The organism is Intrasporangium sp. Soil_C_50 (assembly GCF_057656595.1).
Map to the genome: position 1 here is coordinate 164,687 of NZ_JBDGKB010000004.1, position 16,370 is coordinate 181,056.

Sequence of the window (16,370 nt, forward strand, 5' to 3'; positions counted from 1 at the left end):
TCGCGCTCACCGCACGAACTGCGAGGCGCGGTCGGCGAGGTCGAGCAGCGCCGAGGGCAGGACGCCGAGTGCGAGGGTCACGAGCGTGCCCACCGCGATGGAGAACGTCGTGGTGACCGACGGCGTCACGACCTCCACCGAGTCGTCGGGTGACTCGCTGAAGAACATGAGGACGATGACTCGGGCGTAGACGAACACCGTGATGGCGCTGCACAGCACACCGACGACGGCCAGGACCGTTCCGGTGGCGCCGCCCGTCGCGATGGCGGCCGCGAAGACGCCGAACTTCGACACGAAGCCGCTCGTCAGCGGGATGCCGGCGAAGGCGAGCATGAGGAAGGCGAACGCCGAGCCGACGACCGGGTGGCGGCGGCCGATGCCGGCCCACTGCGACAGGTGAGTGGCCTCGGTGCCGTTCTGGCGCACGAGCGACACGATGGCGAAGGCCGCGATCGTCGAGAAGCCGTAGGCGACGAGGTAGAAGAGCACCGAGCCGACGCCCGAACGGCCGAAGGCGAGGACACCGACGAGGATGAAGCCGGCGTGCGCGATCGAGGAGTAGGCGAGCAGGCGCTTGACGTCGGTCTGCGTGACCGACAGCACCGAGCCGACGACCATCGTCAGCAGCGCGACGACGACGATGGCGTTCTGCCACTCCCACCGCGCGGTGTCGAGGCCGGTGTAGGCCAGGCGCAGGATCGCGCCGAAGGCCGCCGCCTTGGTGCACGCCGCCATGAAGCCGGTGACCGGCGTCGGGGCGCCCTGGTAGACGTCGGGCGTCCACGCGTGGAACGGCACCGCACCCACCTTGAAGAGCAGGCCGACGAAGACGAGGAACGCGCCCGGCAGGAGCAGGCCGTTCATCTCGATCGGGCCGGTGGCCACGGCCTTGGAGAGGTCGCCGAAGTACACCGAGCCCGCGTAGCCGTAGAGCAGCGCCGTGCCGAAGAGGAAGAACGCCGAGCTGAAGGCACCGAGGAGGAAGTACTTGAGCGAGGCCTCCTGCGAGAGCAGGCGACGGCGTCGGGCCAGGCCGGAGAGGATGTAGAGCGGCAGCGAGAGCACCTCGAGCGCCACGAACATCCCGATGAGGTCGTTCGTCGCCGGGAAGAGCATCATGCCGCCGATGGCGAACATCGTCAGCGGGAAGACCTCGGAGGTCAGCGCCCCCGCGCGGGCCGCGGCCGTCTCGTAGGGCGAGCCCGGCGTCGACGCGCCGCTCGGGGTGAACGCGTCGGGCCCGGCGCCACCGAAGCGCTCGGCCATCGTCAGGACACCGAGGATGCCCATGAGGACGATCGCGCCCTGCATGAACAGGGCCGGACCGTCGATGGCCAGCGCGAACAGCTGGCGGTTCGTCGCGCCGTCGGTCAGGCCCATCGTCAGGCCCTCGTGGCTCGAGGCCGCGACGACGGCGACCGCCGAGGCGACGAGGCCGGCGACCGCGAGCGACACCTGCGTGACGTGGCGGCTCGAGCGCGGCGCGAACGCCTCGACGAGCACCCCGACCAGGCCCGTGCCGAACACGATGAGCATCGGCAGGACGGCCAGGTAGTCGACGTTCGACTGCTGGAACGCGGCAGGAAGTGTGGTCAGCGCCAGTGGGGCGGCGGCGGTCACTTCGAGCTCCCTTCGGCCAGCGTGCCGGCCGGGTTGACGGACGGATCGGCGGTCTTGACGACGGTGAGCGTCTTGTCGACGGCCGGGTTGATGACGTTGAGCGCCAGGTTCGGGTAGAAGCCGAGCACGAGGAAGGCCGCGATGATCGGGACCGCGACGACCTTCTCGCGGGTCGTCAGGTCGCGGACGAGCGACAGGCCGCGCCGGCCCTGCTCGTCGAGGCCGGCGTGCTCGCGCTCGCCGACGATGCCCTCGGGCTTCGGGCCCGTCATGACCCGCTTGTACATGAGCAGGATGTAGAGCGCCGCGAGGACGATGCCGGTCGTCGCGATGACGGCCGCCACCGGCTGCGTCGGGAAGCTGCCGACGAGCACGAGGAACTCCGAGACGAAGCTGCTCAGGCCCGGCAGCGCGAGACCCGACAGGCCGGCGACGAGGAAGATCCCCGCGAGGCCGGGCGTGACCCGCTGCCACCCACCGAAGTCGGGGATGCGCTTGCTGCCCCGGCGCCGCACGAGCATCGCGGCGAAGAGGAACAGCGCCGCCGTCGAGAACCCGTGGTTGACCATGTAGAGGTTCGAGCCGGCGTTGCCGGTCGAGGTGAACGCGAAGATGCCCAGCACGATGAAGCCGAAGTGGCTGATCGACGTGTACGAGATGAGTCGCATCATGTCGGTCTGGCTGATCGCGAGCAGCGCCCCGTAGATGATCGAGACGACCGCGAGGACGATGACGACGGGCGTCGCCCACCGGCTCGCCTCCGGGAAGAGCTGGAGGCAGAACCGGATCATCCCGAACGTGCCGACCTTGTCGAGGACACCGACGAGGAGCGTCGCCGTGGCCGGCGTCGACTCGGTGGCGGCGTCGGGCAGCCACGTGTGCACCGGCACCATCGGCGCCTTGACCGCGAAGGCGAGGAAGAAGCCGACGAAGAGCAGGCGCTCGGTGGTCGGGTCCATGTGCAGGCCGGTGAGGCGCTCGACGAGGAAGCCCTCGGCGCCGCCCGGGCCCTGGACGCCGAGGCCGATGACGGCCACGAGCATGACGAGACCGCCGGCGAGCGAGAAGAGGAGGAACTTCATCGCGGCGTACTGCCGGCGCGGGCCGCCGAAGCGCCCGATGAGGAAGTACACCGGGATGAGCATCGCCTCGAAGAAGACGTAGAAGAGGAACACGTCGGTGGCCGCGAAGACCCCGACCATGAACGTCTCCAGGACGAGCAGCAGCGCGAAGTAGGTCTTGACGCGCTGGGCGCCGCGCGGGCCGGGCTCCTCGGCCACGTCGTGCCACGCGGCGAGGATGCACACCGGCGTGAGGACGAGGGCCATGAGGATGAGCACGAGCGCGATGCCGTCGACGCCGAGGGCATAGCTGACCCCGAACTGCGGGATCCACGGGTGCAGCTCACCGAGCTGGAACTGCGCCGTGCTGTGCCGGTCGAACTGCAGTGCGGCGACGACGCCGATCACCAACGTCAGCACCGACGTGCCGAGCGCGACGCGCTTGGCGGTCTCGGCACCGCCGGGCAGGAACGCGACGAGGAGCGCGCCGACGAGCGGCACCACCCCGAGGATCGTCAGCCACGGGACGCTGGACATGCTGGTCGTCACCGTCGAGACGGTCGAGAAGGTCGTCATCAGGAGATCACCCACAGGGCACCGAGGATGGCGACGACGCCCGCGAGCATCGTCAGGGCATAGGAGCGTGCGAAACCGTTCTGCAGCTTGCGCAGGCGGGCGCTGGTCCCGCCGACGAGCGCGGCGAGGCCACCGGCCGCACCGTCGACACCCTTGCTGTCGAAGAAGACGAGCGAGCGTGTCAGGTGGATGCCGGGTCGCATGAGGAGGGCCTCGTTGACCTGGTCCTGGTAGAGGTCCTTGCGGGCCCCCTGCGTCAGCAGGTTGCCGACCGGGGCCGTGACGGGGACCTCCTCGCGCCAGTAGCGCAGCCAGGCGAGGGCGCCGCCGGCGGCGACGAGGACGAGGGTCAGGACGAGCAGGACCGGGACCGGGATGACGGGGTGGGCACCCTCGGGCTCGGCGCCGGTGACCGGCTCGAGCCAGCTGTTGAACAGACCGGTCGGCCCGAGGATGAGGCCGAGGAAGGCCGACCCGAAGGCGAGCACGATCATCGGGACCGTCATGAGCCGGCCCGACTCGTGCGGGTGCACGTCGTCGGTCCAGCGCTTCTTGCCGTGGAAGGTCATGAAGAACAGGCGCGACATGTAGAAGGCTGTGATGCCGGCACCGATGAGGGCCGCCGAGCCGAAGACCCACGGGCGCCAGCCCTCGCCGATGAAGGCGGCCTCGATGATCTTGTCCTTGGACCAGAAGCCCGAGAACGGGGGCACCCCGAGGATCGCGAGCCAGCCGATGCCGAACGTGGCCCACGTGATCTTCATGGCTCCCGACAGTCCGCCGAACCGGCGCATGTCGACCTGGTCGTTCATGCCGTGCATGACCGAGCCGGCGCCGAGGAACATCCCGGCCTTGAAGAAGCCGTGCATCAGCAGGTGGAAGATCGCGAAGGCGTAGCCGACCGGGCCGAGGCCGGCGGCGAGCATCATGTAGCCGATCTGGCTCATCGTCGAGGCCGCGAGGGCCTTCTTGATGTCGTCCTTGGCGCAGCCGACGATCGCCCCGAAGAGCAGCGTGATCGCGCCGACGATGACGACGACGAGCTGGGCGGTGGGGGCTGCCTCGAAGATCGGCGCGGAGCGCACGACGAGGTAGACGCCCGCGGTGACCATGGTTGCCGCGTGGATGAGCGCCGACACCGGCGTCGGGCCGGCCATGGCGTCGCCGAGCCAGCTCTGCAGCGGGAACTGCGCCGACTTGCCGCAGGCACCGAGCAGGAGCATGAGGCCCATCGCCGTCATGAAGCCCTGGTTGGCGTTGCTGCCGGCCGCCCCGAGCACGGTCGTGAAGTCGACGGCGCCGAAGTGGAAGAACATCAGCATGATGGCGACCGACAGGCCGAAGTCACCGACGCGGTTGGCGATGAACGCCTTGTTGGCCGCGGTGGCGTAGGCCGGGTTGTGGTTCCAGAAGCCGATGAGCAGGTAGGACGCCAGGCCGACGCCCTCCCAGCCGACGTAGAGCAGCAGGTAGCTGTTCGCGAGGACGAGCAGGAGCATCGACGCGACGAAGAGGTTGAGGTAGGCGAAGAAGCGCCGCTTGTCGGGGTCGTGCTCCATGTACCCGATCGAGTACACGTGGATGAGCGAGCCGACGAACGTGATGAGCAGGACGAAGACCATCGAGAGCTGGTCGACGAGCAGGCCTGCGCTCACGTGGAAGCTGCCGGCCGAGATCCAGTCGAAGAGGTCGACGGTCTGCGCGCGGTTGTCGGCGCCACGGCCGAGCATCGAGAAGAAGATGATCGCGCCGACGACGAACGATCCCCACGACAGGGCCGTTCCCAGGATCGGGCCGAACTTGTCGGTGCGGCGTCCGCCGAGCAGGAGGATCGCGGCGCCGAGCATCGGCAGCGCGACGAGCAGCCACGCAGCCGACGTCACGCCGGTGGCGGCGTGCGCCTCTCCCTCGTGGGCGGCGAGCCCCGCGTAGGTCCCCAACGAGCTCGTGTGGCCCGTCAGCGTCTGGACGAGTGTTCCCATGCTGTCCGGGGCTCCTTACAGCTTCAGCAGGTTGGCGTCGTCGACCGAGGCCGACCGGCGGGCACGGAAGATCGCCATGATGATGGCGAGTCCGACGACGACCTCCGCGGCGGCGACGACCATGACGAACAGGGCCATGACCTGACCGTCGAGGCTGCCGTGCATCCGCGAGAAGGTGACGAGGGCGAGGTTCGTCGCGTTGAGCATGAGCTCGACGCCCATGAACACGATGATCGCGTTGCGACGCGTCAGCACGGTGGCCGCGCCGATGGCGAAGAGCAGCACCGCCAGGTAGACGTAGTGCATCGGGCTCACTTGGACCGACCCTCCTCGATCTCGTGCTCCATGTGTCGCTCGACGTCGCGGAACCCGTCGGCCGTCGCGACCTGGTCGCGGGCGACGAGGACGCGCGAGACGGACAGGTCGCTCGGCGTGCCGTCGGGCAGCAGCGCCGGGGTGTCGACGGCGTTGTGGCGGGCGTAGACGCCGGGGGCCGGCAGGCCGGCGACGTGCTCGTTGTCGCGCACGCGCTTGGCAGCCCACTCGGCCTGCGTGCGTCGCGGCGTCAGCCGCTCGCGGTGGGCGAGGACCATGGCGCCGAGCGCGGCCGTGATGAGCAGGGCCGAGGTGACCTCGAAGATCCACACGTACTGGCCGAAGATCAGCTCGGCCAGGCTCGTGATGTTGCCCGGGTCGCGGTTGGTCGCCTCGAGCTTGTCGAGGCCGGTCTGGACCGTGGCCTGGTCGAAGGTGGCCGCCCCGATGGCGAAGAAGAGGACGCCGGCGAGGCCGATGACGAGCAGGAACGAGGCCCACTTCTGGCCCTTGATCGTCTCGACGATCGAGTCGGAGGAGTCGACGCCGACGAGCATGAGGACGAAGAGGAAGAGCATCATGACGGCGCCGGTGTAGACGAACACCTGCACGACGCCGAGGAAGTCGGCCTTCTCCATGATGTAGAAGATGCCGAGGACCGACATGACGAGCGCCATGCCGAGTGCGGCGTGCACGGCCTTCCTGGCGAAGAGCAGGCCCAGCGCCGCGATGACCGCGAGCGGGGCCAGCAGCCAGAAGCCGACGGCTTCGGCGGAGGAGGTCACGGGTTCGCCCCTTCCCGGGTGTTCGCCGCGGTCGGGTTGACAGCGTGGACGACGTCGTGCTGGCCGGGGCCGGACGCGCCGACGTTGCCGGGCGCCTCGGCGTACTCCGGCAGGTCGAGGTCGTCGGTGTCCTCGGCGGCGTCGCGCGCGTCGACGTACTCGCGCTGTGCCGCGGTGGCCGCGGTGACCTTGCCCTGGTAGTAGTCGCGCTCCTCCATGCCGTCGGCCATCGGGAACGGCGGCGGGAGCATGCCGCCCTGGAGCGGGGCGAGCAGCTGGTCCTTGGTGAAGATGAGCTTGCCGCGGTCGTTGTCGGCCAGCTCGTAGAAGTTCGTCATCGTCAGCGCGCGTGTCGGGCACGCCTCGATGCACAGGCCGCAGAAGATGCAGCGCAGGTAGTTGATCTGGTAGACGCGGCCGTAGCGCTCGCCCGGGCTGAACCGACCGGCACCACCGGGGGTGTCGTCGTTGTCCGCACCCTCGACGAGGATGGCGTCGGCCGGGCAGGCCCACGCGCACAGCTCGCAGCCGACGCACTTCTCGAGGCCGTCCGGGTGACGGTTGAGCTGGTGGCGGCCGTGGAAGCGCGGCGCCGTCGGGCGCGGCTTCTCCGGGTACTCCTCGGTCGCGACCTTGCGGAACATCGTCGAGAACGACACCCCGAAGCCGGCGACCGGCGCGAGGAGCTCGGAGAGGAACCCCTTCTCGCGCTCGTCGCCCGACCGGGCGCCCTCCTGGTCGCGGGCAGGCCTGCCGACGGCACCGGAGCCCTGTGCGGGCCCGGTGACGTCCTTGCCGACGGTGTCGTCAGCCATGGGTCTCCTCCTTGGCGGGAGTCGAGGTGGTCGTGCTGCTCGCCGAGGACAGCACCGGCTCGGAGCCGAGGCGGCTGCCCGGCTCGACGAGGCGCTGGCCCGGCAGCGGCGGGACGGGGTAGCCACCGGCGAACGGGTCGATCTCCTCCGGCGGGCGCTCCTCCTCGGCGGCGAGGCGGGCGGCACGCTTGTCGTCCCAGATCCATGCCCCGGCGAGGGCGATGACGGCGACGACGCTGACGATGACGACGGTCGCCACGGACAGCTCGCGGCCGGCGATGGTCAGCTTGCTGTCACCGAGGAAGCCGAGCTGGGCGCCGCGGATGAAGGCGACGGCCACGACCCACGCGAGCGTGATCGGGATGAGGAACTTCCAGCCGAAGCGCATGAACTGGTCGTACCGGACGCGGGGCAGCGAGCCGCGCAGCCAGACGAAGACGAACATGAACAGCCACAGCTTGATCGTGAACCACAGCAGGCCCCACCAGCCGCCGGCCAGCGCGCCGTCGCCGATCATCGAGATGAACGGCGGGGCCTGCCAGCCACCGAGGAAGAGCGTCGTGGCCAGCGCGGAGACGGTGAACATGTTGACGTACTCACCGAGGAAGAACATCGCGAAGCGCATCGAGGAGTACTCGGTGTGGAAGCCACCGGTGAGCTCGCCCTCGCCCTCGGCGAGGTCGAAGGGCAGACGGTTGGTCTCGCCGACCATGGTGATGAGGTAGACGGCGAAGGAGAAGAACGCCGGCAGGATGTACCAGAGCGAGCTCTGCGCCGACACGATCGAGGACGTCGACATCGAGCCGCTGTAGAGGAAGATCGCGACGAGCGAGAGGCCCATGGCGATCTCGTAGCTGATGACCTGGGCGGTCGAGCGCAGGCCGCCGAGCAGCGGGTAGGTCGAGCCGGAGGACCAGCCGGCCAGGATGATGCCGTAGACGCCGACCGACGCGACGGCCAGCACGAGCAGGACGGCGACGGGGACGTCGGTGACCTGCAGCGGCGTGTGGTGGCCGAACATCCAGACCATGCCGCCGAGCGGGATGATCGCGAACGAGACGAAGGCCATCGTCGCCGCGATGAGCGGGGCGAGCGTGTAGATGAGCTTCTCGGCGTTCGCCGGGGTGATGTCCTCCTTGAGCATCGCCTTCATGCCGTCGGCGAGGGTCTGCAGGAGGCCGAAGGGACCGTTGCGGTTCGGGCCCGGTCGCTGCTGCATCCGGCCGATGACGCGACGCTCGAACCAGATGACGAGCAGCGTCGACAGGAGCAGGTAGACGAAGATGCCGACGGCCTTGATGAGCGCGACCCACAGCGGGGTGTCGCTGAAGTCGGCGGTCGGGTTCTCGGTCATCGGGGCGACCGCGGCCACCCCGGCTGCCGCGAGGCTGAGGCTCATGCGGCACCACCCTTCGTGACGGAGACGCGGCCACCGGCGTCGGTACCGAGGCCGGCGCGCACGGAACAGGACGTGTCGCCGGAGCGCGAGTTGGTCGGCAGCCAGACGACGCCGTCGACCATGCCGTCGACGACCGACGCGGGCAGCGTGACGCTGCCGGCCGGGCCGGACACGGTGACGGTCTCGCCGTCGGCGACGCCGAGACCGGCGGCCGTGGCGGCCGAGAGGCGGGCGACGGGCTTGGGCGCCGTGCCGGCGAGGAACGGCTCGCCGTCCTGCATCCGGCCCGCGTCGAGGAGCGTGGCCCACGTGGACAGGACGAGCTCGCCGCTGCCCGAGGCGGACCCGGCGGCCCGGTGGCCGGCCGGCGCAGTCGTGCCGCGCGCACCGCCCCAGGGGCCGAGCGCCTCGAACTGGGCGTGCACCTCGCGCTGCGTGCGGGTCTCGAGGAAGAAGCCCATCTCGCTCGCGAGCATGTCGAGGGCGCGGTGGTCGCTGACGGCGTTGCTCGTCAGTGCCTCCTCGAAGGGGCGGACGCGTCCCTCCCAGTTGACGTACGAGCCGACCTTCTCGGCCTGCGGTGCGACCGGCAGGACGACGTCGGCGAGGGCCGTGACGGCCGACTCGCGCAGCTCGAGCGAGACGACGAACGCCTTCTCGAGCGCGGCGGCCGCGTCGGCCCGGAGGTCACCGGGCAGGTCGGCCGGGTCGAGACCACCGACGACCAGGGCGTCGAGCTCGCCGGCCGCAGCGGCCGCGAGGATGCCCGCGGTGTCGCGGGGTGCGGCGTCGGGCAGCGTGTCGACGTCCCAGGCGCGGGCGACCTCGGCACGGGCCGCGGGGTCGGTGACCGGACGGCCACCGGGCAGCAGGGCACCGAGCGCCCCGGCCTCGAGCGCACCGCGCTCCCCCGCCCGGCGCGGCACCCACGCGAGGCGGGCGCCGGTCGTGGCGGCGAGGTCGGCCGCGGCGCGCAGGGCGCCGCGGGAGGTGGCGAGACGCTCACCGACGAGGACGATGCCGCCGCCTGCGAGGGCCTCTCGGGCCTGCGTGCCGAGCTCGGTGGTGCCGAGGTCGGCCAGGGCCAGGGCCTCGTCGCCGGGAACGGTCGGCAGCAGCGTGCCGCCCATCTTCGTCAGGCCGCGCGTGGCGTGCGACGCGACGGCGAACACGCGGGTCTTGTTGCGGCGGAAGGCCTTGCGCAGGCGCAGGAAGACGATCGGCGACTCGTCCTCGGGCTCGAAGCCGACGAGCAGGACGGCCGGGGCCTTCTCGAGGTCGGCGTAGGTGACCGCGCCGCCCTCGGGGCCGGTGGCCGCCACGTGCTCGGACAGGAATGCGACCTCCTCGTCGGAGTGCGGCCGGGCGCGGAAGTCGACGTCGTTGGTGCCGAGCACCAGACGCGCGAACTTGCCGTAGGCGTAGGCGTCCTCGGCCGAGACGCGGCCACCGCTGAGCACGCCCGCGCGCCTGCCGGCGAGGCCGGCGGCTGCGGCCGCGAGGGCCTCGGGCCAGCCGACGACCGTCAGCTCACCGTCGGCGCCCCGGACCATCGGCAGCTCGATGCGGTCGGGCAGCGTCGCGTACGTGAAGGCCCAACGGCCCTTGTCGCAGTTCCACTCCTCGTTGACGGCAGGGTCGTCGAGGGCCATCCGGCGCAGCACGACGCCGCGGCGGTGGTCGGTGCGGGTGGCGCAGCCGGCGGCGCAGTGCTCGCAGACCGACGGCGTCGACACGAGGTCGAACGGGCGGCTGCGGAAGCGGTAGGCCGCGCCGGTCAGCGCGCCGACCGGGCAGATCTGCACGGTGTTGCCGGAGAAGTAGCTCTCGAAGGGCTGGTCCTCGTAGATGCCGATCTGCTGGAGCGCGCCGCGCTCGACGAGGGCGATGAACGGGTCACCGGCGACCTGGTCGGAGAAGCGGGTGCACCGCGCGCAGAGCACGCAGCGCTCGCGGTCGAGCAGGACCTGCGAGGAGATGTTGACCGGCTTGGGGTAGGTGCGCTTGACGTCCTCGAAGCGCGACACCGGGCGGCCGGCGCTCATCGCCTGGTTCTGCAGGGGGCACTCGCCGCCCTTGTCGCAGACCGGGCAGTCGAGCGGGTGGTTGATGAGGAGCAGCTCCATGACGCCCTGCTGCGCCTTGTCGGCCACCGGCGAGGTGTGCTGCGTGTTGACGACCATGCCCTCGGACACCGCCATCGTGCACGAGGCCTGCGGCTTCGGCATGGGCCGGACGTTGCCCTCGCGGTCGGGCATCGCGACGTCGACGAGGCACTGGCGGCAGGCGCCGACCGGCTCGAGCAGCGGGTGGTCGCAGAAGCGCGGGATCTCGATGCCCACCTCCTCGGCGGCGCGGATGACGAGCGTGCCCTTGGGCACGCTCACCGGGACGCCGTCGATGGTGAGGCTGACGAGGTCGGGCGCTGCGGGCGCCTTGCTCTCGGTGGTGGCGGTCATGCGGACACCATCCCGCTGGACTCCTTGGACTGGTTGGGTGCCGGCTGTACCGGGAAGAGCACCGACTTCTCCGGCGGGAAGAGCTCGCGCGCCGGGGTGTGCATGCCGGCCTCGAACTCCTCGCGGAAGTACTGGACGGCGGAGGTGATCGGGCTCGTCGCGGCGTCGCCGAGGGCGCAGAAGCTGCGGCCGAGGATGTTGTCGCAGATGTCGACGAGCTTGTCGATGTCGTCCTTCGTGCCCTCACCGTTCTCGATGCGGTCCATGATCTGGCGCAGCCACCACGTGCCCTCGCGGCACGGCGTGCACTTGCCACAGGACTCGTGGGCGTAGAAGTCGGTCCAGCGGGCGACGGCCCGCACGACCGAGACGGTCTCGTCGAACACCTGCAGTGCGCGGGTGCCGAGCATCGAGCCGGCCGCGGCGACCGAGTCGAAGTCGAGCGGCACGTCGAGGTGCTCGTCGGTGAAGATCGGCGTCGAGCTGCCGCCCGGCGTCCAGAACTTCAGCTTGCGGCCCTCGCGCATCCCGCCGGCGAGCTCGATGAGCTCGCGCATCGTGATGCCGAGCGGCGCCTCGAACTGGCCCGGGTTGGCGACGTGGCCCGAGAGGCTGAAGATGCCGAAGCCCGTGGACTTCTCGGTGCCCATGCCCTTGAACCAGTCGGCGCCCTCGAGGATGATCCCGGGAACCGAGGCGATGGACTCGACGTTGTTCACCGATGTGGGGCGCGCGTAGAGGCCCGCGGCGCCGGGGAACGGCGGCTTGAGGCGCGGCTGGCCGCGGCGCCCCTCGAGCGAGTCGAGCAGCGCGGTCTCCTCACCACAGATGTACGCGCCGGCGCCGGCGTGCACGGTGATGTCGACCTTGACGCCCTTGCCGCCCACGTTCTCGCCCAGGTAGCCCGCGGCGCGGGCCTCCTCGACGGCGCGCAGGAGGCGGCGGTAGACGTGCACGACCTCGCCGCGCAGGTAGATGAACGCGTGCTCGCAGCCGATGGCGTACGAGGAGATGATGACGCCCTCGATGAGCGAGTGCGGGTTGGCCATCATGAGCGGCACGTCCTTGCACGTGCCCGGCTCGGACTCGTCGGCGTTGACGACGAGGTAGCGCGGGCCGCCGTCGGGCGGGCTCATGAACGACCACTTCATGCCGGTCGGGAAGCCGGCGCCGCCGCGGCCGCGGATGCTGGAGTCCTTGACGGCGTCGATGATCGCCTGGGGCTCCATGGCCAGCGCCTTGTCGAGGGCCTTGTAGCCGTCGTGGCGCCGGTAGGTCTCGAGGGTCCAGGACTGCGGGTCGTCCCAGAACTTCGTGAGGATCGGGGTCAGCGTGTCGGTCACTTCGATCCGTCCTTCCCGTCGGACTTCGAGGTGCTCGAGCCGTTGGCGCCGTTGGCACCGGGGGCGACCCAGCCGCGCTCGTTGGCGATCTTCAGGCCGAGCAGGGAGGCCGGCCCGGCGCCGACGCCCTCGTCGCCGCGTCCGTCGTGGAAGCCGGCGAGCACGCGCGACACCTCCTTGAAGGTGCACACCTTCGCGGCGCCGCGCGTCGGGGCGACGTCCTTGCCCGAGCGCAGGTCCTCGACGAGGTCGATGGTGCTCTCGGGCGTCTGGTTGTCGAAGAACTCCCAGTTGGCCATGACGACGGGTGCGTAGTCGCACGCGGCGTTGCACTCGACACGCTCGAGGGTGATCTTGCCGTCCTCGGTGGTCTCGTCGTGGCCGACGCCGAGGTGGTCGGAGAGGCGCTCGAAGATGAGGTCGCCGCCCATGACCGCGCAGAGCGTGTTGGTGCAGACGCCCACGGTGTACTCGCCGTTGGGGTGGCGCTTGTACTGGGTGTAGAACGTCGCGACGCCGCTCACCTCGGCCTCGGTGAGGTCGAGGACCTCGGCGCAGAAGGTGACGCCGCGGCCGGTGACGTAGCCGTCGACCGACTGCACGAGGTGCAGCAGCGGCAGCAGCGCCGAGCGCTTCTGCGGGTAGCGCGCGATGACCTCGGCGGCGTCGGCGCGCAGCTGGTCGAGGACGTCGGGCTCGTAGGGCGCCTTGGACTCGGGGCTGACCTTCAGGTGCCCGGATGCGTCTGTCATGTGATCGCCGGCCATCAGCGGTCCACACCTCCCATGACGGGGTCGATCGAGGCCACGGCGACGATGACGTCGGCGATCTGGCTGCCCTCGCACATGGCGGCCACGGCCTGCAGGTTGTTGAAGCTGGGGTCGCGGAAGTGCGCGCGGTAGGGACGCGTGCCGCCCTCGGAGACGAGGTGGCAGCCGAGCTCGCCCTTGGGCGACTCGATGGCCTGGTAGGCCTGTCCCGGCGGCACCCGGAAGCCCTCGGTGACGAGCTTGAAGTGGTGGATCAGGGACTCCATCGAGGTGCCCATGATCTCGCGGATGTGGTCGAGGCTGTTGCCGAGGCCGTCGCTGCCGAGCGCGAGCTGCGCCGGCCACGCGATCTTCTTGTCCTCGACCATGACCAGGCCCTCGTTCGCCTGGAGCCGGTCGATGCACTGCTCGACGATCTTGAGCGACTCGTACATCTCGTCGATGCGGATGCGCAGGCGTCCGTAGGCGTCCTGGCTCGTGCGGGTGATGACGTCGAAGTCGTACGTCTCGTAGCCGCAGTACGGGTCGAGCTTGCGCAGGTCGTGCGGCAGGCCGGTCGAGCGCAGCACCGGGCCGGTGATGCCGAGGGCCATGCAGCCGGCGAGGTCGAGGATGCCGACGTCGACGGTGCGGCCCTTGAGGATCGGGTTCTCGTTCATCAGGGCCTCGAGCTCGCCGAGGCCGCGACGCACCTGCGGGACCATCTCGCGCAGCGCGTCGATGGCGCCGGGCGGGAGGTCCTGGGCGACGCCGCCGGGGCGGATGTAGGCGTTGTTCATCCGCAGGCCGGTGACCATCTCGAAGATGCGCAGGACGCGCTCGCGCTCGCGGAACGCGACCGTCATGACCGTCGTGGCGCCCATCTCCATGCCGCCGGTGCCGAGGCACACGGTGTGGGAGTTGATCCGCGACAGCTCCATCATGAGGACGCGGATGACGCTGGCGCGCTCGGGGATCTGGTCGGTGATGCCGAGCAGCTTCTCCATCGCGAGGCAGTACGCGGCCTCCTGGTACATGGACGTCAGGTAGTCCATGCGCGTGCAGAACGTGACGCCCTGCACCCAGGTGCGGTACTCCATGTTCTTCTCGATGCCGGTGTGCAGGTAGCCGATGCCCGCGCGGGCCTCGGTGACCGTCTCGCCGTCGATCTCGAGGATGAGGCGGAGCACGCCGTGCGTCGACGGGTGCTGCGGCCCCATGTTGACGACGATGCGCTCCTCGCCGAGCGAGGTGGCCTCGTCGACGAGGTCGTTCCAGTCACCGCCCGCGGCGTTGAAGACGTGGGCGCCCTCGGCGGCCTGCTCGTCGGCGACCGACGTCGCGTAGACGTCGTTGGTGCCCTCGTCGGGCACCTCGGTCTGGGTGAACTCGGTGTGCGTGCTCATCAGTTGTACGACCTCCGCTGGTCCGGCGGCGGGACTGTGGCGCCCTTGTACTCGACGGGGATGCCGCCGAGGGGGTAGTCCTTGCGCTGGGGGTGGCCCGGCCAGTCGTCGGGCATGAGGATGCGGGTCAGGGCCGGGTGGCCGTCGAACTCGATCCCGAACATGTCCCACGTCTCGCGCTCGTGCCAGTCGTTGGCCGGGTAGACCGAGACGATGGACGGGATGTGCCGGTCGTCGTCGGGGCACGAGACCTCGACGCGGATCCGCCTGCCGCCGTGGGTGATCGACAGGAAGTGGTAGACCGCGTGCAGCTCCTCGCCGGTGCGGTTGGGGTAGTGCACGCCGGAGACGCCGGTGAGGATCTCGAAGCGCAGCGACGCGTCGTCCCGCAGCACGCGCGCGACGGCGAGCAGGTGCTCGCGACGCACGTGGATCGTCATCTCGCCGCGGTCGATGACGACGCTCGCGACGGCCTCGCCGTAGGAGGCGGTGCCGCCGACGAGACCGCGCTCGAGGTTGTCGGCGATCTCGTCGAAGTAGCCGCCGTAGGGGCGCTCGGAGGCGCCGGCGACGAGGATCGGGCGGCGCAGGCCGCCGTAGCCGGTGGTGTCGCCGCCCTGCGTCGGGCCGAACATGCCCTTGCGCATGCCGACGACCTGCGGGCCGCTCGCCGTGCCCTCCTGGGCCAGCTCGATCTCGCCCGGCGTGATGCCGGAGGTCTGGTCCTTGGTGGTGTCGGCGTTGACGCCGTCCTTGTTCTCCTCGCTCATGCGAGCAGCCCCTTCATCTGGTGCGTCGGGGTGGCGGACAGGGCGGCCTGCTCGGCGGCGCGGGCCGCCTCCTCGCGGTTGACGCCCAGCGGCGAGGTCTCGATCTGGTGGTGCAGCTCGATGATCGCGTTGAGCAGCATCTGCGGCCGCGGCGGGCAGCCCGGCAGGTAGATGTCGACCGGGATGACGTGGTCGACGCCCTGGACGATCGCGTAGTTGTTGAACATGCCGCCCGAGCTGGCGCAGACGCCCATCGAGATGACCCACTTGGGGTTGGGCATCTGGTCGTAGACCTGGCGCACGACCGGGGCCATCTTCTGGCTGACGCGGCCGGCCACGATCATGAGGTCGGCCTGGCGCGGCGTCGCCGAGAAGCGCTCCATGCCGAACCGGGCGATGTCGTAGTCGGGCGTGCCGACGGCCATCATCTCGATGGCGCAGCAGGCCAGACCGAACGTCGCGGGCCAGATCGAGGCCTTGCGCATGTAGCCGGCGAGGCCCTCGACGGTGGAGAGCAGAAACCCTGCGGGCAGCTTCTCTTCCAGACCCATTGCTTACTCCTTACCTTGCTGCTGCTGTCGTCCCGGGTGACCCGACCGTGCGGTCAGTCCCACTCGAGGCCGCCGCGGCGCCACACGTACGCGTACGCGACGAACACCGTGAGGATGAACAGGACCATCTCGACCAGCGCGAAGAGGCCGAGCTTGTTGAAGGCCACCGCGAACGGGTAGAGGAAGATCGACTCGATGTCGAAGATGATGAAGAGCATCGCCGTCAGGTAGTACTTGATCGGCACGCGCCCGCCGCCGGCCGCATGGGGCGTGGGCTGGATGCCGCACTCGTAGGCCTCGAGCTTGGCGCGGTTGTAGCGCTTCGGGCCCACGACGAGTGACGTGAACACCGACAGGGCCGCGAACGCGAAGCCGAGACCCAGCATGAACAGGATCGGGACGTACGAGTTCATCCGAGGTCACTTGCCTTTCGGTCGTGCGTGTCGACGGGGCGCTGGTCGTGCTGACCGGGTGGTCCGTCGAGGAGGGCGTCACGGCAGATGCGCGGCGCACCCATCCTAGGGGCGTCGGGAACGATT

Annotated in this window: 14 protein-coding genes; all 14 read right to left on the reverse strand. The window is 70.1% G+C overall.

What is annotated here, in order from left to right; translation table 11 throughout:
* Window positions 1-6: 6 nt before the first annotated feature.
* The 14 genes from nuoN to AC3A5R_RS12315 are packed head-to-tail and all read right to left on the reverse strand — an operon-like array spanning window position 7 to window position 16,244.
* Window positions 7-1,620, reverse strand: a complete 1,614-nt coding sequence (gene nuoN / locus AC3A5R_RS12250) for an NADH-quinone oxidoreductase subunit NuoN (RefSeq protein ID WP_487621034.1) — start codon at window positions 1,618-1,620, stop codon at window positions 7-9.
* Complete coding sequence (locus tag AC3A5R_RS12255) at window positions 1,617-3,218, reverse strand: NADH-quinone oxidoreductase subunit M (RefSeq protein ID WP_487621197.1); 1,602 nt, start codon at window positions 3,216-3,218, stop codon at window positions 1,617-1,619. Before AC3A5R_RS12255 ends, nuoN begins: the two co-directional genes overlap by 4 nt.
* Window positions 3,219-3,256: 38 nt before the next feature.
* Window positions 3,257-5,239: an NADH-quinone oxidoreductase subunit L gene (nuoL, locus tag AC3A5R_RS12260; protein ID WP_487621035.1), complete on the reverse strand. Its 1,983-nt coding sequence runs from the start codon at window positions 5,237-5,239 to the stop codon at window positions 3,257-3,259.
* A 15-nt stretch (window positions 5,240-5,254) separates the two neighbouring features.
* Complete coding sequence (gene nuoK, locus AC3A5R_RS12265) at window positions 5,255-5,545, reverse strand: NADH-quinone oxidoreductase subunit NuoK (protein WP_413785769.1); 291 nt, start codon at window positions 5,543-5,545, stop codon at window positions 5,255-5,257.
* Window positions 5,546-5,550: 5 nt separating this feature from the next.
* Window positions 5,551-6,339: an NADH-quinone oxidoreductase subunit J gene (locus AC3A5R_RS12270; RefSeq protein ID WP_487621036.1), complete on the reverse strand. Its 789-nt coding sequence runs from the start codon at window positions 6,337-6,339 to the stop codon at window positions 5,551-5,553.
* Window positions 6,336-7,154 (reverse strand): NADH-quinone oxidoreductase subunit NuoI, encoded by an 819-nt coding sequence (nuoI, locus tag AC3A5R_RS12275; protein ID WP_487621037.1) that lies wholly within the window; start codon window positions 7,152-7,154, stop codon window positions 6,336-6,338. Before nuoI ends, AC3A5R_RS12270 begins: the two co-directional genes overlap by 4 nt.
* Window positions 7,147-8,553, reverse strand: coding sequence for an NADH-quinone oxidoreductase subunit NuoH (gene nuoH, locus AC3A5R_RS12280; protein ID WP_487621038.1), 1,407 nt, complete (start codon window positions 8,551-8,553; stop codon window positions 7,147-7,149). The genes nuoI and nuoH overlap by 8 nt, the downstream gene beginning before the upstream one ends.
* Window positions 8,550-11,012: an NADH-quinone oxidoreductase subunit G gene (locus tag AC3A5R_RS12285; RefSeq protein WP_487621039.1), complete on the reverse strand. Its 2,463-nt coding sequence runs from the start codon at window positions 11,010-11,012 to the stop codon at window positions 8,550-8,552. The genes nuoH and AC3A5R_RS12285 overlap by 4 nt, the downstream gene beginning before the upstream one ends.
* The gene (gene nuoF, locus AC3A5R_RS12290) at window positions 11,009-12,355 is read right to left on the reverse strand and encodes an NADH-quinone oxidoreductase subunit NuoF (protein WP_487621040.1); all 1,347 of its coding nucleotides are present in this window, start codon (window positions 12,353-12,355) and stop codon (window positions 11,009-11,011) included. The genes AC3A5R_RS12285 and nuoF overlap by 4 nt, the downstream gene beginning before the upstream one ends.
* Window positions 12,352-13,107 carry an NADH-quinone oxidoreductase subunit NuoE gene (gene nuoE / locus AC3A5R_RS12295; protein ID WP_487621041.1) on the reverse strand — a complete coding sequence of 252 codons (756 nt, stop codon included), beginning with the start codon at window positions 13,105-13,107 and terminating at the stop codon, window positions 12,352-12,354. The genes nuoF and nuoE overlap by 4 nt, the downstream gene beginning before the upstream one ends.
* A gap of 14 nt (window positions 13,108-13,121) precedes the next feature.
* Window positions 13,122-14,510, reverse strand: a complete 1,389-nt coding sequence (locus tag AC3A5R_RS12300) for an NADH-quinone oxidoreductase subunit D (RefSeq protein ID WP_487621042.1) — start codon at window positions 14,508-14,510, stop codon at window positions 13,122-13,124.
* On the reverse strand, window positions 14,510-15,280 hold the full coding sequence (locus tag AC3A5R_RS12305; RefSeq protein ID WP_487621043.1) for an NADH-quinone oxidoreductase subunit C: 771 nt from the start codon (window positions 15,278-15,280) through the stop codon (window positions 14,510-14,512). Before AC3A5R_RS12305 ends, AC3A5R_RS12300 begins: the two co-directional genes overlap by 1 nt.
* Complete coding sequence (locus AC3A5R_RS12310; protein ID WP_076260409.1) at window positions 15,277-15,831, reverse strand: NuoB/complex I 20 kDa subunit family protein; 555 nt, start codon at window positions 15,829-15,831, stop codon at window positions 15,277-15,279. The genes AC3A5R_RS12305 and AC3A5R_RS12310 overlap by 4 nt, the downstream gene beginning before the upstream one ends.
* A 53-nt stretch (window positions 15,832-15,884) precedes the next feature.
* Window positions 15,885-16,244 carry an NADH-quinone oxidoreductase subunit A gene (locus AC3A5R_RS12315; protein ID WP_076260411.1) on the reverse strand — a complete coding sequence of 120 codons (360 nt, stop codon included), beginning with the start codon at window positions 16,242-16,244 and terminating at the stop codon, window positions 15,885-15,887.
* Window positions 16,245-16,370: the final 126 nt, after the last annotated feature.